The sequence below is a fragment of the Antricoccus suffuscus genome (assembly GCF_003003235.1).
Lineage (GTDB): Bacteria > Actinomycetota > Actinomycetes > Mycobacteriales > Antricoccaceae > Antricoccus > Antricoccus suffuscus.
Genome location: NZ_PVUE01000009.1, coordinates 24203 through 48564, shown reverse-complemented (window position 1 = coordinate 48564; position 24362 = coordinate 24203). Strand labels below are relative to the sequence as shown.

Genomic DNA, 24362 nt, shown 5'->3' with positions numbered 1-24362 from the left:
ATCTAGGCGAGGTCGATGAGTATGCGTGAGCGCGAGGCCTGACTGCGTCGCCAGCGGCTTACTTCGCACTTCTCCCGTTGTAGTCAATGGCAACACCTAACCAAAAGGACAGCTGCTCATCACTCGTAATCGATTCGGCCGATACCGAGATCCAACCGGGTCCCATCGTCCTGCCGGTCCCCATCTCCGCCTGCGACGCTCCAGGCAAACGGGTCAGTTCGTCGTGCCGTTCGGCATCGACACGGACCAGCAGGGCACCGCGTTTCCGTGCGCTGGCGACCATCTTGTTCCTAACCATGAACGACCGGCCGCCGAACATCGGTACCTCTCGTGTCGACGACTCATCGGCGAGCAGTGCGCGCAGACGTTCGACCAGATCAGACTGCGGGGCGTACTGGTTACGCATCGGCAGGCGGGCCGAAGGAGAGGCGGTCGAAGATGAGAACGCTTTCGGTGATCTTCCCGTCGTGGACAGTGAAACACTCGGCGGCCGGCGCCGTACTAGTCGCCGCGGTCTGTGGGTAGTAAAACAGCGCCACGCGGTCCCCGTCATTAAATTGAGCGATGTCGGACAGACCGGTCAGGGCAGGCGCAAAACCAGCGATGAACTGGCGGTAGGCCTCTTTGCCGCTGAGGTCAACTCCCGGTGCGCGGCAGGTGATGTTGTCGGCGACCCGGTTCATGGCCCGATCGATGTCTCCGGTGGTCCACGCCCGGTGATAGTCCTGCACGATGTCGTATGCGGTTGTCTGCGCCATGAAGTGCTCCTTCGTTGACAGTCATTGGCTGCGGCTTCAGCCGCGGATCGGTCGCCAGTGGTCGGGGCCGGCGTCTCCACCTGATGCCGCAGTGCGCAGCCGTTGCAGGAAGTGCTGCCAGCCGTCGGTGTGGCCCTCCACCTCGGTCTCGGGAAGGTCTGAGTGGGTCAAGTGGACTCGCGTGCCGCATTCGATGGCGGTGAGCCGGAACTCGACCGTGGAGGCGCCCGCCGGTAGATCAGCATTTCCAGCGATTCCCCATGAGACGATCACGCGCGTGGGTGGCTCGACGTACAAATATCGGCCCCTGATCGGGTAACCGGCGATGTCGACAGCAAAGCCTCCACCGGGGCGCGGATCGAGTTCGGCGTACTGGCCCATCCAGGCCGTCATTCCTGCCTCAGTGGTCAGATACTCGAAGACCGCAGCCGGGGGCGCGTCGATGTCGATCGAACTCGTGTAGTCAGCCATGACGGCCCAGTTCCCGCGATTCGACCGCGGCCTTGAGGGCCGAAAGCTTCGTGGGCCAAAAATCGTCCAAGTACGAACGCACCGCTGCCAATCCGTCGGCTTTGACGGCGTACAAGTGACGCGTTCCTTCGCGGGTGCTCGCGGCCAGTCCGGCAGCGCGCAGTACGCCGAGATGATGCGATGTCGTCTGTTGCGACAGTCCGACCCGCTCGGCGATGAAGCCCACCGCACGCGGTTCAACACGGATTGCGGCGAGGATCTTGCGCCGGTTCGCATCGGCCAGCGCACGCAGGTCGAGGTCGAGGTCGAGGTCGAGGTCGGCGCCGGCGGCTGGTTCAGCGCTCATCACTATCCCCTCGGTCGGCTAGCGCAACCTTATCACAAGCGCCCACTTGTACTCATGTTCATGAGTACAAGTGATTCGAAGAGTTTCGTGACGGACGGCGGGACATTCGTGACGGACGGCGGGACATTCGCGACGGACGGCGGGACATTCGTGACGGACGGCGGGACATTCGCGACGGACGGCGGGACATTCGCGACGGACGAGCGGACTTTCGTGACGGATCGCCGGGGTTAGGTCGGTGCGCCTTCCGGAGCCTCGGCGGGCGCGGCCGTCACGACCTCCGCTTTCGTCGTATCGCGCGCGGCGTGCCTGCCGGACGTGACGCGGAAGACCACCGCGATCAGCGACATGACACCGATCGCCGTTGCGACCGAGCCGACGGACTCGCCCGCGAAAGGTACGGCGAGCGCGCCGACCGCGAACTGCGTGAGGCCCTGCAACGCCGACGCGGACCCTGCGCGCTTGCCGTGGTTCTGCATCGCGATCGCGATCCCGTTTGGCGAGCCGAAGCCGTGCGAGGAAGTCGTGAGGAAGAAACCGGGCAGGACCAGCCACAGCGGGTGGGACGGCAGCAGCGCCGCGGCGGCAAGAAGCAACGTCGAGGCGACGACGCCACCGATCGCGATCGTCTGCCGTTGCGTCGGGGTCCAGAATCTCGTGAGCCGGTTGAGCTGGCTGAAGATGATGAAACCGGTCCCGTTGCACGCGAAGAACACGGCGTACTGGACCGGGGTGAAGCCGTAAATGTCCTGCAGGATGAACGACGAGCCTGAGATGTAGACGAAGACGGTTCCGCAGACAAATGCGACCGCCCCTGCTCCGTATCGCCATGAGGGGTCTTTGAGGATCGCCTTGAAGTCATTGAGGATCGGCGCGGCACCGCCGCTGCGCCGATTATCGACATGCAGCGTCTCGGGCAAGAAGAGCGCCCCGGCGAGCATGCAGGCCGCAATAATCGACAGTACGACGAAGATGCCGCGCCAGTTGGTGATCTGGGTGAGCAGGCCGCCCGCGAGCGGCGCCGCGATGGGCGCAAGACCGAGCAGCATCATCACGGTCGTGAGCATCTTGACCATCTGCTCGCCCACGCAACGGTCACGAATCACCGCGCGCGCGATCACAACGCCGGCACCCCCGCCGAGGCCCTGAAGAAACCGGAAAGCGATCAATAGCCAGATGTTTGGCGCGACAACACAGGCCGCCGAGAACACCATGAACAGCGAGATCCCGATCATCAGCGGCTTGCGGCGACCGAATGCATCACTGAAGATGCCGGTGACCAGTTGGCCGCACGCCAGGCCGACCATGCACGCAGTCAGCGAAAGCTGCGCCTGCGACGCGCCAATACCCAAGTCGTTGGCGAGCTGCGGCAACGCCGGCAAGTAGAGGTCGAGCGCGAACGGACCGACGGCCGACAACGCCCCTAAGAGCGCAATGACGGCTAAAGGCATGTGGTGATTGTTTCGCACTACTAACAACCACCGGGCCCCGGGTAGTAGTTAGATCGACGGAGCGGTTTTGGCGGGGGTCTTCTTGAGCTCCTTCAGTACGAGGTCGATCGCGAAATCGAGCTGTACGTCGTTGCGGGCCACCAGATCCTGCGGCGCGACCGGCACCTCGATGTCCGGGTCGACGCCGTAGTTCTCGACCGACCAGCCGAACTTCTCAAACCAGAACGCGTAACGCGGCTGCGTCACCGACGTACCGTCGACGAGCGAGTAGCGACCGTCGATGCCGACGACACCGCCCCAGGTGCGGGTGCCGATGACCGGGCCGAGCCCGAGAGAGCGGATCGCGGCGGTAACGATGTCGCCGTCCGATCCGGCGTGCATGTCGGTGACTGCGACCATCGGACCGCGGCGCGCGTCGACCGGGTACGAGTACGGCTCGTAGCCGCGGCTGATGTCCCAACCCACGATCGTGCGGGCCAGCTTCTCGATGATCAACTGCGAGGTGTGCCCGCCGCGGTTGCCTCGTACGTCGACGACGACAGCGTCCCGGCCAATCTCGGTGCGCAGGTCGCGGTGCAGTTGCGCCCAACCGGCCGACACCATGTCCGGCACGTGCAGGTAGCCGACCTTGCCGCCGGTCTTGTCGTGCACGTAGCGGCGCCGGTCGTTGACCCAGTCTTGGTAGCGGAGGCTGAACTCCTCGCCAATCGGCGTGACGACTACACGCCTCGGGCGCGCTCCCCTGCCCTTGGGTTGCAGCGTGATTTCCACCGGCTTGCCGGCCATCCCCAGCAACAGAGACGCCGGCGATACGTCGATCGCCGTCGGGCGACCCGCGACTTCGGTAATCGCATCACCCGGTTTCGCGCCGACACCGGCGGCCAGCAACGGCGAGCGCGCGTAGCGCGCCGAGGACTCTCCCGGGACGATCCGGTCGATCACCCATTTGCCTGCCCGGTAGGAGATGTCGGCGCCGAGTAGGCCTTGCCGGCGTACCGGGTCGGACATCGTGGCGCGAGGCGTGACGTAGGCGTGCGACGAGCCGAGCTCGCCCTGCAGCTCCCAGATGAGGTCGACGAGCTCGTCGTGCGAGCCGAGCCGTTCCAGCAGCGGCTGGTATCGGTCGAACGCGCCCTGCCAGTCGACGCCGCCCATGTCGGCACGCCAGTAGTTGTCGCGCATCAGCCGCCAGGCCTCGGCGTACATCTGGGCCCACTGCTTCTTGGGGTCGATCTGCACCCGGGCCCGGCTGAGGTCGACCTCAAGGTTGTCGGGGCTGTCAGCCTCGACCTTGCGGTTGCTCGGTTGCACTCGCAGTCCCTGGTCGGCGTACACGACAATGCGCGCGCCGTCGCCGGTGACGGCCACCGAGTCAACCGCATCGAGCAGTGTCTGCACCTTGCCGGTAGCAAGATCGAGATGCTGCAATGAGGGTCGCGCCGGCTCGTCCGTGACCGGCGCCAAGTCCTCACCAAGCTCGCCAGTCAGCGGATAGCTCATCCAAATCGCGCCACCCTGGACGCTTTGCAGATAACCATTGCGCCCGGCCTCGACCGGGAACGGCACGATCCGTTGGTCCAGCCCGTCGACGTCGACCGTGGTCTGCGGGATCTTGACCGCGTCCGTCGTATCGGCCTTCGCCACGTGGGTGGTCTTGCGCGGCGCGGCGACGGTCGACTCGGAGTCGTCGACCTCGTCGGTCTCGGGGTCCAGCGCCCGTCCGCCGACGCGGGCGTCGAACGGCGACGGCGTATCGGCCGCGAGTGGCACCAGATATGGCCGGCAACCACCGGGAAACGACAGGTCGAAGACGTACGAGTCGTAGATCGGGTCGAAGCTGCGGTAGGACAAGAACGCCAGATGCTTGCCGTCGCTGGTAAAAGTCGGCGAGAAGTCGTTGAACCGTGGCGCGGTGACGTCGATCGGTGTTGCCCGCGGCGTACCGAGCTGCACCAGCCTGATCTGGGCCAGCGACTCCCCACCGGGATGCGACCAGGCGAGCCACCGCGAGTCCGGCGAGAATGCGAGGTCACCGAGGTCGCCGTTCACGCTCTTGGCGATCTCCTTGGGCCGCACGGCTCGCGATATCTTGGCCGGTACGTCGATGGCCAGCAGGCGACCGTCGTGGCTGGCGACCGCGAGCCGCTTGCCGTCAGGAGAACCGACGAGCTCGGTCACCCGGCCGAGCTGTCCGGCTCGCACCAGCGTCTTGGGAGACTCGTCCGCTCCCGCGTCGACGATCTGCAACGCATCGTCGCCGTCCGCGTCCGTCACCCACACCACGCGGGCGCCGTCGCCGAGCACGATCGGTCGGCGTCGGCGTACGTCGGAGCCTTCGGCCAGCACCCGCGCAGGACCGTCCCGGTGCGGCAGCCAATGCACCGAACCGCGGGCCGCCACAACGGAGGCGCGGCCGGTCTTGTCGGGGCTGATGTCCGAGACGACGCCGCCGAGGTCGAGTACGACGGGCTGCGTCGACGAGCGCGCGCCACCGAGTCGTACGTCGATCTCCACTGGTACGACGCTCTCATCCAGCGACGGCAGCCTCCACAGCGAACCGCCGGCGACGTAGACGATCTGGGTGCCGTCACTGCTGGCATGCCGGGCGTAGAAGTCGTGGTTGGTGTGCCGCACCAGCTGCGCGCTCTTGGCCGTGCCGCGTTGCAGTGGGGCACTGTAGATCTGGCCGCGGTCCTCGTGATCGGAGACGAAACCGATGCGTTGCGCGCGCCCGGTTTTCGTCCACAGCGGGCTGACGAGACTGGACGGCAGGTCCTCGAAAATCCGGGTGAACTGCCCGTCCCCCTTCGAGTCCAGCCACAACTGCGCCGCCGTACCGCCGCGATAGCGCTTCCACCATGCCGGTTCCACGGTCGTCGAGCTGGACAGTAGCGCGCCTTTGTCTGGCCCGAGAGCAATGTCGTGCGCCCAGCCGTACGGCAGCGGCCGCGACGGCGTGCCATCGACGGGTACGGCGTACGCGAAGATTCGGGAGCGATCGGCCTCGCCCTTTGTTGACAAGACGAGGATCTCGCTGTCCGACAGCCAACCACGCACAACCGTGCGGTCCTGTCCCCAGTAGGTAAGCCTGGTCGCGCTGCCGCCATCGATCGACTGGACGTAAACCTCCTGCGCGCCATCGCGAAGCGGGGTCCAGGCGACCTTCGTGCCGTCCGGGGAGATACGCGGTGACCGGATCGGGGTCTGCTCGGCGGTCAGCCGATAGGCACGCCCACCGGAGGTGTCGGTGAGCCAGAGATCGTCTTCCGCGACGAAGACGACGCGGTCGTTGCTGATATGGGGAAATCGAAGATACGAGTCGGTAGCCATGATCGACAGATGCTATCGCCTCGGCCGCAGGTCGCTCAGTGGTCGCCCGGCCAACAAGCCCAACCCAGTACATATGTGACGTTACGCAGCAAGGAACTCCGGAGAACGATGCGGACTGGCACATTTGTACGATTTACTTTGGTTGGGCCCGCACCACCCGAGCAGTCCAGAGCCGTGTTCCCGTGACCGGCGTTCTACTTCTTTTTCTTCTTGCCGCGCTTTTTCTTGCCGGACTTGCCAGACTTCTCCGGCTTGCCAGACTTGCCGGGCTTGCCCACTTTGTCTGCCTTCGCCTGCTTCTGTGTCTTGCCCGGTTTGTCCGATGCCGGCACCTTCACCTTGGGCGCATCGCACTCGGCCGGCGCGATCTCGGCCGGCGCGATCTCGGAGGGCGCGATCTCGGTCGGGCGAGACCTAATCGGCACGCCGTCGATATCCGCATGGCGCGGAGTGGGCGATCGACGCACCGGTCTTGGCATCTGCGCAGGCGGCTGCGCGACAGGCTCGGCCGGGATCAGGCCCGACACGGCCTGCCGCACCTGCGGAGTAAAGCGATAGAACACGAAGGTCGACGTCTTGTGCGCGGTGAGTACGCCGGCATCGCGCAGCACCTTCAGATGGTGGCTGATCGTCGGCTGAGACAGCGCAAACTGGTCGACGATGTGGCCGGCACTCACCTGCCCCTCGGGCGCCGCAGCCACAATCGAAACGATTTGGAGTCGGACGGCATTAGCCAGTGCTTTGAAGATAACGACGTCCCTGGCGGCCTGCGCATCGGATCGAAGCGGTGAGGTCATTGCCTTATTCCAACACAGCACGCGCACTATTCATAGAAAACGAACAGTGCGCGTGCCATGTATGAGGTGCGAATTACTTCTGAAGCGGGCTCTTGTAGTCCTTCGCTTCGGGAGCAGCCGCGAGGTCAGCCACGACCTTCATCCCGCCGGGCGCGGCCGGATCCATCATCTCGATGTACGTCGAGGTGGTCGAGGGCTTGCCTGACTTGGAGTAGTCCAGCGGCGCCGTGATCCCCTCGGTGTCGACCTTGACCTTGGTCGAGAGATCGACCAGGTGTGCGCGGGTCATGTCCTTGTCCTTGCAGCCCTGTTCCAGGACCGCCTGAAGAACGAGCCCGAACGCGTAGCCGGTGTTGACGTGGTCCTCGGGCGGCTCGGTGAAATCGGCCTCGTACGCCGCGTTGATCTTGGTCACCAAAGGCACATCTGCGCCGTACGGCGCAATACCGACCGAGCGGTAGTAGTTGCCAAGGGCAGGAACCGCGGGCGTATTGACGAGCTTCGGGGACCAGGTGGGGTTGCTACCGAGAAGCGGCAGCGCGCCCATGCCCTGAGCCGCCATCTGAGTCGCAGCCGAGCTGAGCTGATTGCCGGTGGAGGTCATGATGACCGCATCGACGTTCTGGCTCTTGAGTTGCGTGACCGCGGCGGACATGTCGTTGTCACCGGAACCGATCTTGACCGGGACGATCGTCTGGTTGTGCTTCTTTGCGTAGTACGACGAGCCGTTGAACCCGCTTGTCCCGTATTCACCTTCGATGTAGATGTGGCCGAACTTCTGGCCATCCTTAATCAGGCCCTGCTTCTGGAGGTAGGACAGCCCGTTGATGATCTCGACGTCGTAGGTCGGACCGACCATCATCATGCCCGGGATGTCGAGGTTGGTCGCCGCCTGAGTGGCCGGAATCGTCACCATCTTGTCGCTGACCAGGCTGTCCTTGAGCGCGGCAACCACCGGCGACCCGATGATCTGAATCATGGCCGCCACCTTGCCGCTCATCGCGGCGTACAGCGGCACGGCCTTGTCGGCGGCGTAACCGGTGTCCTTGGTCTCGATCTTGATCTGCCGGCCACAGATTCCACCTGCGGCGTTGAGCTCTTTGGCCCAGATCTCGTGACCGGCGGAGATCGCAAGCCCGATGTCTTTGAATACACCGGAGGTGTCGGTCAAGTTGCCAAGCGTAATGGTGTCATCTGTGATGCCGAAGTCGGTCTTAAGACCGCCCGAGCCCGTTTTGGCCTCCCCAGAGTTACCGCCCTTGGTGCTACACCCGGCGAAGGCTAGCGAGCACGCGACCATACCGGTCACGAGCACCCGAACTTTTGTCCCCATACTGACGTTCCCCATCCATTGGTCTACTGTCTTTACGCGTGCCCTACGGCACACTTACGTCAAATTAACCGAAGAATGTAGAATATATCTAGGGTGTATTGAACCAGTGTGTTTTCGTCGCCAAAACGAGACACGCTCGTGACCACCATGCGGGCACGCGTGCGCCACGCGCCCATTCCGCTCACCAGTTGCAGGATCTGCCAGACGAGACCGTCAGAGAGTGCTGACCAGCCCGCCGTCGCAGCGCATCGCGATGCCGTTGACGTACGACGCCTGCGCGCTGCACAGGAATGCGCCGACCGCGCCGAACTCGGCAGGATCGCCATACCGTCCGGTCGGGATGGATTTGGCGCCGGCGGCACGGATCTGTTCGACCGACTTACCACTCTGCTCGGCTGCATTGTTGTCGAGGGAGATCAGCCGGTCGGTGGCGATCCGCCCCGGCAACAACATGTTGACGGTGATGCCCTCCGCGGCGACCTCGTTGGACAACGCCTTGAGGTAACCGGCCAGCGCCATCCGGCCGACGTTCGACAGCGCCAGTCCGGTGATCGGCGCGACGACGCCGCTGGACGCGATCGACAGGATCCGGCCCCACTTTTGCTCACGCATGTGCGGTAGCGCGGCTTCGATGAGGCTCTGCTGCACCAGCATCAAGGAGGTGAAAGCGATGGTCAGGTCTTCTGCGTCGACCTTGCTCGCGGTACCGGGCCGCGGGCCGGGCCCGTTGAGCACGAGGATGTCGATCTGACCCACCTCGGTGACCGCCGCGTCATACAGCTTGCGCGCGCCATCGACGCTGCTCAGGTCGGCCTCGATGCCGACGCAGCCGGGGTACGCCGCCGCCTCAGCAGCCGCGGTCTCGCCGCGCCGGCCGCTGAACACGACCTGGGCGCCATCCGCGGCGAGCGCTCGTGCCGTTGCCGCGCCGAGTCCGCCGGTCGAGGCACACACCAGTGCCGTTTTCCCCTTGATTCCAAGATCCATGACCGCTGCTCCTTCGTGGGATTCACGTGAAGTTCGACAATCCGGGATCTTTTTTTCGTGATAGCCGGATCCGGATGTCGATACCGTGCGTCACTGTATCGGTGGCCGACCCCAAGCGGCTGCGCACGCCCCCTCACGACGAAACGGATTTACATGGCTGGCATCGGCATCATCCTGGTCCTTTATGGCTTTGGATCGGCAATCCTTTACTCCTTCGACTACACGTTCTCGCTCACCGAGTTCCTGTACGACGCTCAGCCGGTCGCCGGGATCATCATCGGGATCGTTGGCGTAGGACTCATCGTCGGCGGCATGATGATGGAGAAGCAGAAGAAGGCCAAGAAGGCCGCGCTCGAGGACGCACACCGTACCCAGCAGCCTTACGGTCAGCAGCAGTACGGTCAGCAGCAGTACGGCGCACCGCAGCAAGGCCAGCCCGGATTCGGGGCACCGCAGGGACAGCCGGGCTTCGCCGCGCAGCAGCCTCCCCAGTTCGGTCAGCCGGGCGCGCCTCAGCAGGGTGCTCAGCCGCCGGCTCCAGGCCAGCGTCCGCAGTCACCGGGAACTCCGCCTCAGTTTGGTCAGCAGCAGTCCTAGTTCGCCAGCGCTCTAACCCACGGGCAGCGTTGGTCGTTTTTTGAAGACCCAACCGCGCATGAGCACAAACCGCGCTACCGTCGCCAGTCCGTTTGCGACCGTCAGTATGCCGACCTCGACAATCGGACTCGGTGCCGGATCGAAGCGGTGCAACAGGAACAACGCGGCGCTGGTGATCGCCCAGCCCACCATGAACACGCCAAGTCCCTGGAGCTGGTGGCGTCCGGCTGACACGCGGCCCCGGACCCCGAACGTAAACCGCCGGTTGAGTGCGGTATTGCCGATCGCAGTGATGAGCAACGCACTGAAGTTGGCGACTTGCGAGGACTCAAACGACTTCATCGCAAGGAATATGAACGCATACGCGATAGTGCTGAGTACGCCGATACCCGCGAACTTCACCAACTGACCGACGATCCCGCTGGACGGTGGCTGCGCTGTAATCGGCGGGCTGAAATCCTCACGGATCCGTTGTAGCGCACCGGCATCGCGTCGTAGCGACCGCTGCATGCGCGCGATCCCTTTGAGGTCTTCGATCGCAGTCGACCGGATATGCACCGTCGATTCTGGATCATCGATCCAGTCGACGGGCACCTCGTGAATGCGCATCCCAGACCGTTCGGCGAGCACCAGCAGCTCGGTGTCGAAGAACCATGCGGTGTCCTTGACCAGGGGTAACAGCGCCGCGGCCGCATCCCGCCGGATCGCCTTGAACCCGCACTGAGCGTCGCTGAAATGTACGCCGAGCGTCCGGCGAAGGATGAAGTTGTACGAGCGCGAGATGAGTTCGCGTTTGGGGCCGCGCACGACGTTTGAGGTGCCGGCGAGCCTGGTCCCGATGGCGATTTGCGAGTGACCCGACAGCAGCGGGGCCACTAGCGCGGGAAGCGCATTCAGCCCTGTCGAGAGGTCGACGTCCATGTAGACCTGTACGGCGGCGTTCGATTGCGACCAGACCGCACGAAGAGCTCGGCCACGACCCTTCGCATCGAGGTGATACGCCGACACTTCAGCGAACTCCTCCGCGAGGGCGGTGGCGATCTGCCAGGTGTCGTCAGTGCTTGCGTTATCGGCAACGGTGATCCGGAACGAGTGCGCGAGATTGCTCGTGGCGTAGTCGTGCAGTCGGCGTACGGCGGCAGCGAGGTCCTTCTGCTCGTTGTACACCGGGATTACCAGATCGAGATCGACAACCGCGGTGGGGGTGTCAAGGGCCAAGGAAGCATTAACTGGTTGCGTCGTCATAGTTCGTATCATGCTCCGTCAACCTGAACTGAACCTTTAATCGACCTGTCCGGATGTCGTAGTGTGTCGTCGCGTGGTCAGCGCGGCTTCGTCAGATCGTAGATCTCGATGCCGCCGACGAACTGCAGCGTGAAGGTGTCGCGCACCCATTTGGTGATGATGGCGCTCGCGCGGCTTCCGCCGACCTGGCCGCCGCCAGCACTTCCACCCAGGGGCGGACCATCGGCAAACCATCGGATATCGCCGTGGGCGACGTACTCCTTGAACTGTGCAACCGTCGGATAGGGATCACTGCCGTTGAAGCCGCCAATTGCCATCACCGGTCGATCCAGCGCGAGCTGGTAGCCGGCCGCCCGTTGGGCACCGACCGTGGCCACCAACCAGCGCGCCTCTCCGCCCTGCTTGAGGTATGCCACCAGTTCCGGTGCCGGCTTCGATGCGAACAACAGCCCGCCGGCGTGCTTCGGCAACTGCCCCTTGACTGCCCGGTCCTTGGTACGCAGGGTGTGCATCGGCCCCGACTTCGTGGGCATTGGGCCGGCCGCAACAATCGAGCCCATGTAACCGCTACTGACGGTGTTGCCAACAAACGCCACCGGACCGGCGAGCGCAAGAACCGCGGCCAGCGCAACCAGCACTCGCCCAGGCCGCCGACCGGCCGTCGGTACGACGAAAATCCCGACGGCCACGACAAGTAGCCCGACCAGGACGACCCAACGCAGCGGCGGCAAGAAATAGGCCGACCGCTGCAGAAACACAAACGATGTACCGGCGGTCGCTGCGATGGTGAGCGCTACGGTGAGCCGGACCGCCCGCCGTTCCCGGTGTCGGTACGCCGCCGCGGCTCCGATCCCCACCAGGGCCGCGATAGCGGGCGCCAAGGCGATCGTGTAGTACTCGTGAAAGATGCCCTGCATATAGCTGAACACGACGCCGGTCACGAGCAGCCAGCCGCCCCAGACGAGATAGCCGGCACGCGCGATATCGGTGCGCGGCGCATGCCGGGTCGCCCACAGACCCGCCACCAACGCGACGAGCGCCGCGATGAGGAACCAGCCGATCTGTCCGCCTAGTTTCGGCCCCCACATTCGCAGCAGGCCGAAGTCGCCCCAGCTCCGGTGCGTCGACAGGTGCACGCTGCCAGTCTCGTCGCCGGTCAGCCGGCCGAATCCGTTATAGCCGAATGTGAGCTCGAGGATCGAGTTGGTCTGTGATCCGCCGACGAACGGACGGTCGCCGGCCGGCACCAGGCTGACGGTCAGGATCCACCAGCCGGCGGCGACGATCATCGCGCCGGCGGCGGCTAACAGATGCAACACGCGGCGCGACAACGCCGTACTGCCGGCGACGAGATAAGCGACTGCGAACGCCGGGATGACCAGCAATGCCTGCAGGAGTTTCGTGAGAAACGCAAATCCCAGGATTATCCCGACGATGCACATCCACGCGAGGGCCGTGCGCGGCCAGCGCCGGTTCGGCACCGCCTCACTGTCGATCGCGCGCATCGTCGCGTACGCGCCGCAGGTCATCAGAAACGTAAGCAGCGCGTCCGGATTGTTGAACCGGAACATCAACGCCGCGATCGGCGTCACTGCAAGAACGATGCCCGCGGCGAACGCGGCCGGGGCACCGTACCAGCGACGTACCGCGGCGTACAGTACGGCGACGGTCGCGACGCCCAGCAGCGCCTGCGGCACGAGCAGGCTCCAGGAGCTGAGCCCGAACAACCGGACCGACGCATCACCGATCCACAGCGCCGCAGGCGGCTTGTCGACGGTGATACCGCCGGCAAAGTCGAACCCGCCGTAGAAGGCTGCCTTCCACGAATGCGACCCGGCCTGTACCGCGGCCGCGTAAAACGGATTGGCCCAAACTGACTGGCTGAGGTTGTAGACATAAAGTACCAAGGTGCCAAGCAGGAGGGCACCTAACGCGGGACGCTCCCAGCGCGGCCGCCTGTCTAGCGCTTCGCCACGCCTTGTATCCACGTGGCAACCTTACGGTTGCTTACCTAAGCAGAAACTGTTGCGGTTGCCCTTGACTCAGAGCGCCGCCGTTAGGTCATAGACCGTGGCGCCGCCGACGGTCTGCGCAGTGAAGCTCTTCGCAACCCAACTTGCGATCTGCGACGCGGCGCTGCTCCCGCCGTCCTGCGCGCGACCGCCACCCATGCCACCGCCGATGAAGTAGTGGATCTTGCCGGCGGCGACGTATGCCTTGAACTGCGCGAGCGTCGGCGACGGGTCGCTGCCGTTGAACCCGCCGATCGCCATCACTGGGTCCCCGGTCGCGAGCTGATAGCCCGCCGAACTTTGCGATCCGACGGTCGCGGCAACCCAGGTGTAGGAGTCGGCGCTCTTCTGCAGCAACGCGGTGATCTCGCTGCCAACCGAACCGGCGTCGAGCAACCCGCCTGCCCCGCGGCTTATACGGCCCTGAGCGGTCCCGGTGCCAGGCATCGGGAACGTGCCCTGCGTCGGACGGCCTTGTCCACCTGGCATTCCTTGTCCGCCAGGTCGGCCGCCGCCGGGGCCTCCCTGGCCGCCGATGCTCGGCCCGGCCGACACGATCGAACCGCTGTGACCGGTCGCGACGGTAGAGCCGGTGTACGCCGCCGGCCCGGCAAGTGCCGAGACGATCGCCAGCGCGGCAACGGCGATCACTAGCTTGCGCGGCAGCACGAAGGTCACGACCAGTGCCGCAGTCGCGACCGCCCCGGACGCCACCACGACCCAACGCAGCCAAGGCAGGAAGTCCAAGCTGCGGCCGAGCAACACGAATGACCACGCAGACGTGACCACCATCGTCGCCGCAAGCACGGCTCGGGCCCACCAGCGTTCTCGCCTCGACCACAGTGCCGCCGTACCCATGCCGACCAGAGCCGCGACTGCCGGAGCGAGCGCGACGGTGTAATACGCGTGGAAGATGCCCGCCATAAAGCTGAATACGAGCCCGGTGACCAGCAGCCAGCCGCCCCAGATGATGTAGCCGGTACGTCGTTGGTCGGTTCGCTTCGCGTTCCAGGCCAGCACCACACCGGCCACCAGCAGGATCAGCGCAGCCGGAAGCAGCCAGGAGACCTGGCCACCCATCTCGCTGTTGAACATCCGACCGATGCCGGTCGCGCCCCAGCCGCCGCCGGCGCCTCCCCCGCCACCGCCGACGCTGCCGGTCTCGTTTCCGGTGAGCCGGCCGAACCCGTTGTAGCCCAACGCCAGCTCAAGGACCGAATTGTCCTGCGAACCGCCTATATAGGGGCGATCGGCCGCCGGCACCAAGCTGACGATCGCGATCCACCAACCCGCGCCGATGACCAAACCACTGCCAGCGACGAACAGATCTCTGACCCGCCGCCAGAACGATGTCGGCGCCGCGACCAGGTAGGCGATCGCCAAGGCCGGTACGACGAGCAAGACCTGAAGCATCTTGGTGAGGAACCCCAGCCCGATGAGCAGACCGACCACGAACATCAGCCGCCAGCTGGCCTTCTCGATCGCTCGCACAGTGACATATACGGCGGCGATCATGACCAGCACGAGCATTGCATCGGGGTTGTTGAACCGGAACATCAGCGCCGCAACCGGCGTCAACGCCAGCGTCAGCCCGGCGAGCAGTCCGGCGCCGGCGCCGTACCAGCGACGCACCGTCAGGTAGAGCAGCCCGACCGATGCAACGCCCATCAACGCTTGCGGAACAAGAATGCTCCATGAACTGAGTCCGAAGATGCGCACCGAGATCGCCATAGCCCACAGCGACGCCGGCGTCTTGTCGACCGTTATGGAGTTGGCCGCGTCGGAGCTTCCGTAGAAGAACGCCTTCCACGACTGCGATCCAGCCTGTACGGCGGCGGAGTAAAACGAGTTGGCGTAACCCGAAGCGCTGAGCCCGTATATGAACAGCACCGCCGTACCCAACAGCAGCGCCAGCAGGCTCGGGCGCACCCACGCTGGGTCGTCGGGGCGGCCGCGGACAAGGCTGCGATACCACGGCGAACGACCGACACCTTCTGGCGCAGCGGACGGTGAATCCGGCTCGGTCGTCGGGGCTACCAGCGTTACTGCCATGGGGAGTCTCCAAGGGATAATCGGCTAACTCCTCCAGGCTGTCAGCCGGCTCTAGTAGCCCTCGGTGCCCTCACTGAGAGCGACCTGTGATTGCCCGGCGGTGCTACTGGTCAGCGATGCTATTGATCGGGTCCCGATGCCGACATCGGCGGCACGCCAACCGGAATGGTGATCATGAATCGGGTGGACCCCTGCGCGCTTTGCACCTCCACACGACCGCCGTGTGAAGCGACAATCGCGGAGACGATAGCGAGGCCGAGGCCGGTGCTGCTGCCGTTGCCCCGAGAGCGCGACGAGTCGCCGCGGGCGAAGCGGTCGAAGACATTCGGCAACAGTTCCGGCGAGATCCCGGGACCATCATCGGCGACGGTCATTATCGCGCTGCCGTCCCGGGACTCCACGGACGTTGTCACCGTCGTACCCGCCGGCGTGTGTGTGCGTGCGTTTGCCAGCAAATTCGCCAGCACTTGGTGCATCCGCAGTGCGTCGCCGGTTATCTCAACCGGGTCGTCAGGTATCTCCAACAGCCAGTTGTGGTCCGGCCCGGCGGCGTGCGCATCGCCGACGGCGTCGATCACGATCGCTGATAGATCCACCGTCTCGTGGGCGAGCGGCCGACCAGAATCGAGGCGTACCAGCAGAAGTAAATCCTCGACAAGGGTTGTCATCCGCGCACCTTCGGACTCGACTCGACCGATCGCATGCGCGACCTCGGCGGGAATCGGTTCGGGACTGCGTCGGGTCAGCTCGGCGTACCCGCGGATCGCGGCCAGCGGCGTGCGCAGCTCATGGCTGGCATCGGCGATGAACGTGCGCAGCCTCATCTCGCTGCGGTGCCGCGCATCGAATGCGTGCTGCATGTGACCGAGCATCTGATTGAGGGCCGCGCCGACCTGTCCAACCTCGGTGCGCCCGTCCGCGTCGTGCGGCGGCACACGTTCTGCGAGCAACACCTGCCCTTCGTGCAGCGGCATTTCGCTGACTCGGCGTGCGGTCGCGGTGATCCGGCGAAGTGGCCGTAGCGACCAGCCGACCACTCCGGCACCAGCCAGTGCCGCGATGATCAGGACACTGCCGGCGACCGCAAGCTCGACAATGACCAGGCGTCGTACTGTCGCCTCCGACCCTGACATCGGGATCCCGGTGATTCTGACGTCGTTGCCCGTCTGCACGGCGATCACTCGGTAGTCTCCGAGCCCGCCGAGATGCACCGTCCGGATCTTGCCATCGGCCTTTACGGCGTTCAGCTGGTCGAGCGCCGATCCGGGGATCGGGCCCGGATTGCCGCGCGAATCGAGTACGGCGGCGGAGATCAGTCTGCCGTCACGTTTTAACGCGCCGACAGTGCCCTCGGCCTGGCCCGGCTGCAGAAGGAACTCCGGACCATTTTGGTGCCCGCCCGGGTCATTGGCATTGTCCGGCGGCAGGATGACCACCCGGATCGACCGGTCCGAAGCCGACTGCACCGATTGGTCGACACGGGCGACCAGAAACTGGTGCAGGATGATCGGCGTCGCAGTCCCGATGATGACGATCGCAATCGCGAGCAGGCCGGTCAGCCCGACGACCAGCCTCTTGCGCAGCGTCCACGGCCGGCCGCGACGGACCCTTGAGACCTCCGGCGGCGGTGGGACTGGTGGAGGTGCTACCGGGCCTGGCTGCGCCACGGCTTACTTACTCTGCTGGCTTCAAGACGTAACCGGCGCCGCGCATCGTATGGATCATCGGGGCTCGCCCGGCGTCGATTTTCTTACGCAGGTATGAGATGTATAGCTCGACGACATTCGCCTGACCCCCGAAGTCATAGTTCCAGACTCGGTCCAGGATCTGCGCCTTGCTCAATACTCGCTTGCGGTTGCGCATGAGGTAGCGCAGCAGCTCAAACTCTGTCGCGGTCAGGTTGATTTCCTTACCGGCGCGGCGGACCTCCCGACTGTCCTCGTCGAGCGTCAGGTCACCGACGACAATCAGCGAGTCAGACTCCGCCGCGGCCATGGTCGAGCGACGCAGCAACGCGCGCAGCCGGGCCACTACCTCCTCGAGGCTGAACGGTTTGGTGACGTAGTCATCACCGCCCGCAGTCAGCCCGGCGATTCGGTCCTCAACAGCGTCCTTCGCGGTCAGGAACAGGACCGGGACGGTGGGGCTGTCCGCGCGCATCTGGCGTAGCACCTCAAGCCCGTCCAGGTCGGGCAGCATGATGTCGAGCACGACCGCGTCCGGCCGGAACTTGCGCGCGAGCGCGATGGAGCTTCGACCGTCCGGGGCGCTCTTGACGTCCCAACCTTCATAGCGCAGGGCCATGGACAGCAGCTCGGACAGTGTCTGCTCGTCGTCTACGACGAGCACTCTGGGCGGTTCCCCGTCCGGACGGCGCAGCTCGGCTCGCGACGCACTACTACTCATACTCATGCAACGAGTATCCAGCCATCTGCTGAGTAACAGTTGGCGATTTCCTGTGAATTTTCTATGTTGTCATTCCCTTTGGGACTTTGAAATCCCGTGAACGCCATATTGTGACCACGGTCTCACCGCAGTACAGTTGTCATCGAAGTTTTTAACCTCGCGTCGCGACGGTTGCTTCGCAAGCTTTACAGATACGTCAGGAAGTCCCCCAGATGACGTCAACAATCGCTTCCCAGGCTGTCACCACCACCAACCGGCATGCGCTAGACCCACTGAGCACCGAAGAGGTCGCGGTCGCCGCCCAGACGTTGCGTTCGGAGCGTGAACTCACCGCTTCGGTCCGCTTCGTCTCGATCGCCCTCCAGGAACCGACGAAGTCCCAACTTGCAGGCGCGGATGGATCCACGGTCCGACGGCAGGCATTCGTCGTACTCTACGACCGCGAAACCCACCACACCATCGAATCAGTTGTCTCGCTCGATCCTGCGGCTGTCGAGTCCTGGCGCGAGCTCGACGGCGTACAACCTAGCGTGATGCTCGAAGAGTTCTTCGCTGCTGAGGACTTAGTGCGGGCCGACCCACGGTGGCAGGAGGCGGTACGTAAGCGCGGCGTCACCGATTTCAGTCTCGCCATGCTCGACCCATGGGCCACCGGATACAGCCCGGATACCGACGCCGGACGACGTCTACTTCGGCCGCTGACGTTTATCCGCACCAGCCCGGACGACAACGGATACGCGCGTCCGGTCGAAGGCCTCCTCGCCGTCGTTGATATGGACCGCCGCGAGGTCATCGAGGTGACCGACCACGGGGTGGTCCCGCTGCCGCCACGACCCGGAAACTACACACCGGAGCTAATGACCAAACCGGACAATTGGCCCGACTTCGATGCGCTCCGTTCGGATGTCAAACCGCTGGAGATCACTCAGCCCGAAGGGGCAAGCTTTACCGTCGATGGGCACTTGGTGAACTGGCAGAAGTGGCAGCTAGTCGTCGGCTTCACCCCGCGCGAAGGTCTAGTGCTACACACAATCGGTTACCACGACAAAGGGCGATTGCGTTCGGTGATCCATCGCGCATCGATGTCCGAGATGTACATCCCCTACGGCGACCCCGCACCCACGCACCGTTTCAAGAACGTCTTCGACGAGGGCGAGTACGGCATCGGATTCCTGCTCAACCCGCTCGAGCTCGGCTGCGACTGCCTCGGCGAGATCTACTACTTCGACGCGGTCGTTAACGACAATGACGGCAACCCCCTTACGATCCCGAACGCAATCTGCATGCACGAAGAAGACGTCGGAGCCGCGTGGAAGCACACCGACTACCGCACCGAGAAGGTAGAGGTGCGGCGCTCCCGGCGGCTGGTCATCTCCTGCTACGCCACCGTCGGAAACTACGAGTACGGGTTCTTCTGGTACCTCTATACGGACGGCAACATCGAGTTCGAGGCCAAAGCCACCGGCGTCATCTCCGCTGGCGCACTAGCGGACGGCGTACGCCCAGAATACGGAACCCTCGTTGCGCCCAACCTTTACGGACCCAACCATCAGCACTTCTTCAACGTCCGTCTCGACATGGCTATCGACGGCTCCAACAACTCCGTCTACGAGGTCGACTCGGAGGCCGTTCCAATGGGCCCCGGCAACGAGACCGGAAACGCCTGGCGGACCCGCAAGACTCTCATCGCTACCGAAAGCGACTCGGGGCGGATGATCGACCCGCTCAAGGCCCGCTATTGGAAGATCACAAACCCGGACGTCCAGAATGGCGTCGGTGATCCGGTCGGCTACAAGCTGATGCCGGGTGAGAACACGGTGCCGATGGCCGGTGAGGGTACGCAGACCGCGGCACGTGGCGGTTTTGCTTACAAGCACCTCTGGGTCACCCCCTACGACCCCACTCAGCGATACGCCGGCGGGGACTACCCCAACCAGCACGCGGGCGGTGACGGCCTTCCCTCATATATCACCGAGGGTCGCTCCACGGAGAACACCGATGTCGTCGTCTGGTACACCTTCTGCTCGCACCACATCGTGAGGCCCGAGGACTGGCCGGTGATGCCCACCATGAAATTGGGCTTCCATCTCAAACCAGAGGGCTTCTTCGACGGTAACCCGGCGTTAGATCTCCCGCCGAGCATGCCAGCCTGCCACGATGCCGATCACGCGGGTAACGAAGACCTCCAGTGAGCGCACACTCGATTACCGAGGGCCCGCCGGACCCCGAAATCGATACCGATATCACGCACGCCGGGCTGGCAAGCAAGTCGATGGGCGGGGTCGAGGTATTCGCCCAGTCGCTGGCGGGCATCGCGCCCAGCGCGGTCATGGCTACCGGTCCGGCACTCGTTGTCCTGTCCGCCGGTCACGGCACTTGGCTGTCCTACGGCCTCGCGATGATCACCGTCGTACTCATCGGCCTGTGCATCGTCCAGTTCGGCAACCGGATCGCCTCCACCGGGTCGCTCTACAGTTACGTGGCGCATAGCCTCGGCGCGACCGGCGCCTTCATTGCCGGCTGGGCCCTGGCCATCGGGTACGTCTTCATCGCGATGATCGGTATCGTCGGGACCGCCGTCTACGGGTCCAGCTTCTTAGCAGCGTTCGGCATACACGCGGAGTCGCGACCCGCTCAGCTCGTGATCTTTGTAATTGCCGCCGTTGCGGCAATTGGGTTGGCGGTCGCCGGCATCAAGCTCTCCACCCGCTTCGGGCTAGTGCTGGAAATCTTCTCTATTGGGGCGATTCTTGTCCTGCTTGTAGTGACCCTGTTCCGCACCGGCGTCGCCGATTCCGCGCAGACTAGCCTGACCGGCACGAGCAGCAACGGGATCACCTTCGGCGTGGTGCTTGCCGTGCTCGGCTTCGTCGGGTTCGAGAGTTCGGCGGCCCTGGGCGCCGAGGCCCGCGACCCACATCGTGCGATCCCACGCGCGGTGCTCTTCTCGGCCATCGCGGTCGGCGTGATGTACGTATTCTCCGCGTACGTCACCGTGAAGGGCCTCAGCGTGGCGGGATTGTCCAAAAGTGCCGCGCCGATGGACGACCTGGCAGTCGTGGCCCACGTGAGCGGTTTCCGCTACGTCATCGACCTGGGCGTCACGATGTCGTTCTTCGCGGTAACGATCGCGAGCGTCAACGCGGCGTCACGGATCTTCTACACCATGGCGCACGAGCGGGTCATGCCCGCGGCACTGGCCAAGACCCATCCTCGCCACCGCACCCCGCACATCGCACTCATGATGCTGCTGCCGCCGGTACTGCTCGTGCCGGTGATCATGCTGCTATCCGGGACGACTCCGTTAGACATTTACGCATACACGGGCACTATCGGCACTTTCGGTTACCTCACTGCCTACCTGTTGATGGCGATCGGAATGCCAATTTTCATGACCCGTCACGGCGCTATGCGCGCCTACCACGTCGTGATTGCCGTGGCCGCTACGGCCGCCATCGTCTACGTGGTTTACAAAAATCTCGTACCGATTCCACCGTCGCCGTACAACATCCTGCCCTACATCTACATCGGGCTGCTCATACTGGGGGTCCTTTGGTATCTCGTGGTGCGTTGGCGGACACCCGAGCGCGCTCGTTTGGTCGGCACCTTCGAAGAGGATCTCGATTAGCGCCGGGCGAGGATATTTTCCGCGCGCAAGATGACCGGCCGGTCGATCATCTTGCCGTCCACCTTCACCGCGCCTTCGGTGGCGCCGTTGACTGCCACGAGCACCTGCGTCGCCCAGGCGACCTCCTCGGCTGTCGGCGCGAACGCCTGGTGCACAAGGGGAATCTGCCGCGGATGAATGCACAGCTTGCCGCTGAACCCGAGCGACAGTGCGCGAACCGAACGTCGCGAGCACAGCGTGTCGTCATTGATCTCCGGCACCGGGCCGTCAACCGGACCGGGCAGCCCGGCCGCCCGTGACGCGACGACGAGCGCACTGCGCGCGTAGAGCAGCTCGTCCTCGGTGTCCGACCGCACCGTGATGCCGGAGTCGAGCGCAAAGTCGAGGTTGCCGAACAGCAATCGCGTCACGCCGTCCGCGGCGGCGATCAGGGACGCGTTTTGGATCCCCCGCGCCGACTCCACCAGCGGGAGGATCGCGATGCCCGGCGGCAGTGCGGTGACAACGTGAGCGATCACATCCTCGGACTCGGCCTTCGGCAGGACGACTCCGCGCAGACCTGTCGCGCCGCTCAACGCGGCGAGATCGGCCTCGTACCAGGGCGTGCCGACGCTGTTGATCCGTACGACGGCCGCCGTCGTACGGAGTCCTTCGAGGGCAAGATCTCGAGCGCGTTCCTTATCCTCAGGGTTAACTGCGTCTTCAAGGTCGATGATGATCTCGTCGGCACCGGACGCGGCCGCCTTGGCGAAACGCTCGGGCCTGGTGCCCGGCACGAACAGAAAAGTACGCGCGGTCCGCGGGCCTGAGGAGGATGACTGGGTGCTCGGATCATTCATAGTTAGTTATCGTAGGCAGGTGCATCCGCTGCCACCTCGGACCCTCCGGTTGTCGGGACAGTTCGGTTTCGTCGTCTTCGTGCTGATGCTGGTCGGCTACCTCACCCGGTTCGGCCCGCTCCTGAGCGCCGATCAAGCGGTCCTCGATGCCCTCACGCCGTACGCCGTACCGGGTTCGGCTTGGGTGCACACCCAGGAGACCATCAGCACGATCTTCGGCCCGACCACGTTTCGGGGCGTTGCGCTCATTGTCGGCGTCGTCTGCCTCGCGCGTAAGCGATACCGAATCGTGCTTTTTCTCGCGGCCGGCGTCGGCATCGGCGGGCTAATCCTTGCAGTCACCAAACTCATCGTTGACCGACCGCGTCCCAACGAGGCGGCCGTCTCGGCGTTCAGTTCGTCGTTCCCGTCCGGGCACGCGCTTGGCGTAACGGTCGGCGTCATGTCGCTGCTGCTGCTCATCTGGCCGATCGCCTCCACCATGTGGCGCGCGATTGCCACCACCGCCGGGACCGTTGTCATCCTGGCTGTCGGCTTTTCGCGTCTGGCGCTCGCCGTACACCACCTGAGTGATGTGCTCGCCGGTTTCGGGCTCGGTCTTGCCTGGGTCGTGCTGGTTTACACGCTCACGGCACCGAGGTTAGATCTCGGCGTACGGCGGGCGATAGACCGTCAAGGCGCGATAGTCGACTCGAAGTGACAGCCGATCCGCCTCCTCACCGAGCTCGCCATCTCGCGCGAGTGATACCGCACCGTCCAGGATCTCCATTTCGAACTCGGGCGCATCGATCTCGTGATAGCGCTTGTTGCGACTGAGCTGGCCGGTCAGCAGCGACCCCACGACCTTCGCCAACGAGAAGGCGGTCGCGCCCTGCAGGATGCGAACGTCGAGTAATCCGTCTGCAAGCCTGGTACGAAGCGACGGCGCGAATCCGCGCGGTTCGTAGAGGCTGTTGCCGATGAACAGCAGCTGCATTTCGAACTCTTTGCCGTCGTAGCGGACTCGCGAAGTCGGGTCGCTACGCATCACGCGGAATCCGGCGAGCGCGGCGGCGAGCGGCTTACCGATCCGCTTCTCGTACTTCTCGCGGATCCGCACGAACTCCGGATAAGACCCGGCGCTGGCCGTATTGAGGAACGCCTTGTCGTTGAGGTAGGCGACGTCGACCTTGGTCGCCGTGCCCTGCGACACAGCGTCGACGACATCGTCGACCTCCCCGACACCGAGGTCGCCGGCGAAGTGGTTGAACGTGCCGCCCGGGAATACCGCGAGTGGTACGTCATGCTTCATCGCGGCAACCGCCGCGGCGCAGACCGTGCCGTCGCCGCCGGCGATGCCGAGGACGTCGCCGCGGGCGGCCGCCTTGTCGAGAATCTCTTCGACGTCGTCGTCCTTTTCGAGCCGGACCACCTCGGCCTTGGGCAGTTTCTGCTTGATCTCATCGATGACCTCGCCGCCGCGTCCGCTCCCGGACGCCGGGTTGGCAACGACGACTAAGCCCGCACCGTCGGCGCGCCGCGGCAGCTCGACCTGCAGCGGCTCGGAACGACCGGGTGGTGGGACGCGCACCGGCGGAATGAGCTTGGCGCCCAGTACCGCTAATCCGGCACCGATCGCAAAACCGCCGATCACATCGGAGGGGTAGTGCGCGCCGGTCGCGACGCGCGAGAATCCGACGGCGCCTCCGAGCGCTGCTAGGCCCAGGCCGATCGGCGCGCTTTCCATCCCCGCGCCGATCGCGAACGCCGCTGCGCTGGCCGAGTGGCCGGATGGGAACGAATGCGAGGTCGGCATTCGCTTGGCCAGCCGAGCGAGCGGCACTCCCTCAGTCAGGGGTCGCTTCCGCGCCCTCACACGTTTCGCGATCTGGTTGGTCACCAGACTCGACACCGCGAGCGTACCGATGCCACGCGCCGCCGCACGATTGGTCACCCGGCTACGAGACAGCCGCATGCCAGCGGCGATCGCCATCCACAGCAGCGAATAGTCCGCGGCCCGCGAGACCTTGGGCATCACCGAGTCGAGGACCGGGCTGTCAGTCCGGGCCACGGCCGAGAACACTTCACGGTCGAGAGTACTGACAGTGCGTGTAACGCGGCGCCAGTCCGT

At 64.6% G+C, this 24362-nt stretch carries 20 protein-coding genes; 4 read left to right on the top strand and 16 right to left on the bottom strand.

Going from position 1 to position 24362, the window contains the following annotated elements:
• Positions 1 to 58: 58 nt before the first annotated feature.
• The 9 genes from CLV47_RS11800 to CLV47_RS11755 all read right to left on the bottom strand — a co-directional run bounded on the left by CLV47_RS11800 (position 59) and on the right by CLV47_RS11755 (position 9473).
• Complete coding sequence (locus CLV47_RS11800) at positions 59 to 406, bottom strand: TfoX/Sxy family protein (protein WP_106349252.1); 348 nt, start codon at positions 404 to 406, stop codon at positions 59 to 61.
• Entirely contained in the window at positions 399 to 758 is a 360-nt protein-coding gene (locus tag CLV47_RS11795) for a nuclear transport factor 2 family protein (protein WP_106349251.1), read from the bottom strand. The genes CLV47_RS11800 and CLV47_RS11795 overlap by 8 nt, the downstream gene beginning before the upstream one ends.
• 36 nt (positions 759 to 794) lie before the next feature.
• Positions 795 to 1229, bottom strand: a complete 435-nt coding sequence (locus CLV47_RS11790) for an SRPBCC family protein (protein ID WP_106349250.1) — start codon at positions 1227 to 1229, stop codon at positions 795 to 797.
• Positions 1222 to 1575, bottom strand: a complete 354-nt coding sequence (locus CLV47_RS11785) for an ArsR/SmtB family transcription factor (RefSeq protein ID WP_106349249.1) — start codon at positions 1573 to 1575, stop codon at positions 1222 to 1224. The genes CLV47_RS11790 and CLV47_RS11785 overlap by 8 nt, the downstream gene beginning before the upstream one ends.
• Positions 1576 to 1805: 230 nt before the next feature.
• Positions 1806 to 3026 (bottom strand): multidrug effflux MFS transporter, encoded by a 1221-nt coding sequence (locus CLV47_RS11775; protein ID WP_106349247.1) that lies wholly within the window; start codon positions 3024 to 3026, stop codon positions 1806 to 1808.
• A gap of 48 nt (positions 3027 to 3074) precedes the next feature.
• Entirely contained in the window at positions 3075 to 6356 is a 3282-nt protein-coding gene (locus CLV47_RS11770) for a S41 family peptidase (RefSeq protein WP_106349246.1), read from the bottom strand.
• Between the two features lie 194 nt (positions 6357 to 6550).
• Positions 6551 to 7153, bottom strand: coding sequence for an ArsR/SmtB family transcription factor (locus tag CLV47_RS11765; protein WP_106349245.1), 603 nt, complete (start codon positions 7151 to 7153; stop codon positions 6551 to 6553).
• 73 nt (positions 7154 to 7226) lie between these two features.
• Complete coding sequence (locus CLV47_RS11760; RefSeq protein ID WP_170111050.1) at positions 7227 to 8486, bottom strand: ABC transporter substrate-binding protein; 1260 nt, start codon at positions 8484 to 8486, stop codon at positions 7227 to 7229.
• Positions 8487 to 8699: 213 nt separating this feature from the next.
• Positions 8700 to 9473 (bottom strand): SDR family oxidoreductase, encoded by a 774-nt coding sequence (locus tag CLV47_RS11755; RefSeq protein WP_106349243.1) that lies wholly within the window; start codon positions 9471 to 9473, stop codon positions 8700 to 8702.
• Between the two features lie 153 nt (positions 9474 to 9626).
• Here CLV47_RS11755 and CLV47_RS11750 point away from each other — a divergent pair, with 153 nt between their 5' ends.
• Positions 9627 to 10070 carry a hypothetical protein gene (locus tag CLV47_RS11750; RefSeq protein ID WP_106349242.1) on the top strand — a complete coding sequence of 148 codons (444 nt, stop codon included), beginning with the start codon at positions 9627 to 9629 and terminating at the stop codon, positions 10068 to 10070.
• A gap of 12 nt (positions 10071 to 10082) precedes the next feature.
• Here the strand turns inward: CLV47_RS11750 and CLV47_RS11745 are convergent, their stop codons facing one another.
• The 5 genes from CLV47_RS11745 to CLV47_RS11725 form a co-directional block, all read right to left on the bottom strand.
• Complete coding sequence (locus CLV47_RS11745) at positions 10083 to 11315, bottom strand: bifunctional glycosyltransferase family 2/GtrA family protein (protein WP_106349241.1); 1233 nt, start codon at positions 11313 to 11315, stop codon at positions 10083 to 10085.
• A 77-nt stretch (positions 11316 to 11392) separates the two neighbouring features.
• Positions 11393 to 13303, bottom strand: a complete 1911-nt coding sequence (locus CLV47_RS11740) for an ArnT family glycosyltransferase (RefSeq protein ID WP_106349240.1) — start codon at positions 13301 to 13303, stop codon at positions 11393 to 11395.
• Positions 13304 to 13357: 54 nt separating this feature from the next.
• Entirely contained in the window at positions 13358 to 15379 is a 2022-nt protein-coding gene (locus CLV47_RS11735) for an ArnT family glycosyltransferase (RefSeq protein ID WP_106349239.1), read from the bottom strand.
• Between the two features lie 119 nt (positions 15380 to 15498).
• Positions 15499 to 17046: a sensor histidine kinase gene (locus tag CLV47_RS11730; RefSeq protein ID WP_106349238.1), complete on the bottom strand. Its 1548-nt coding sequence runs from the start codon at positions 17044 to 17046 to the stop codon at positions 15499 to 15501.
• Positions 17047 to 17053: 7 nt separating this feature from the next.
• Complete coding sequence (locus CLV47_RS11725; protein ID WP_106349237.1) at positions 17054 to 17791, bottom strand: response regulator transcription factor; 738 nt, start codon at positions 17789 to 17791, stop codon at positions 17054 to 17056.
• A 206-nt stretch (positions 17792 to 17997) separates the two neighbouring features.
• On the opposite strand from CLV47_RS11725, the gene CLV47_RS11720 reads away from it, so the two are divergent.
• The gene (locus CLV47_RS11720; RefSeq protein ID WP_106349236.1) at positions 17998 to 19977 is read left to right on the top strand and encodes a primary-amine oxidase; all 1980 of its coding nucleotides are present in this window, start codon (positions 17998 to 18000) and stop codon (positions 19975 to 19977) included.
• A complete protein-coding gene (locus CLV47_RS11715) occupies positions 19974 to 21413 on the top strand; it encodes an APC family permease (protein WP_106349235.1) in 1440 nt (479 codons plus the stop codon). Before CLV47_RS11720 ends, CLV47_RS11715 begins: the two co-directional genes overlap by 4 nt.
• Here CLV47_RS11715 and CLV47_RS11710 read toward each other — a convergent pair.
• Positions 21410 to 22252 carry an HpcH/HpaI aldolase/citrate lyase family protein gene (locus tag CLV47_RS11710; RefSeq protein ID WP_106349234.1) on the bottom strand — a complete coding sequence of 281 codons (843 nt, stop codon included), beginning with the start codon at positions 22250 to 22252 and terminating at the stop codon, positions 21410 to 21412. The two genes, CLV47_RS11715 and CLV47_RS11710, sit on opposite strands and share 4 nt — an antisense overlap.
• Before the next feature lie 19 nt (positions 22253 to 22271).
• Here CLV47_RS11710 and CLV47_RS11705 point away from each other — a divergent pair, with 19 nt between their 5' ends.
• Entirely contained in the window at positions 22272 to 22952 is a 681-nt protein-coding gene (locus CLV47_RS11705) for a phosphatase PAP2 family protein (protein ID WP_170111049.1), read from the top strand.
• Here CLV47_RS11705 and CLV47_RS11700 read toward each other — a convergent pair.
• Positions 22893 to 24302 (bottom strand): bifunctional phosphatase PAP2/diacylglycerol kinase family protein, encoded by a 1410-nt coding sequence (locus CLV47_RS11700; RefSeq protein ID WP_202862533.1) that lies wholly within the window; start codon positions 24300 to 24302, stop codon positions 22893 to 22895. The two genes, CLV47_RS11705 and CLV47_RS11700, sit on opposite strands and share 60 nt — an antisense overlap.
• Between the last annotated feature and the right edge of the window lie 60 nt (positions 24303 to 24362).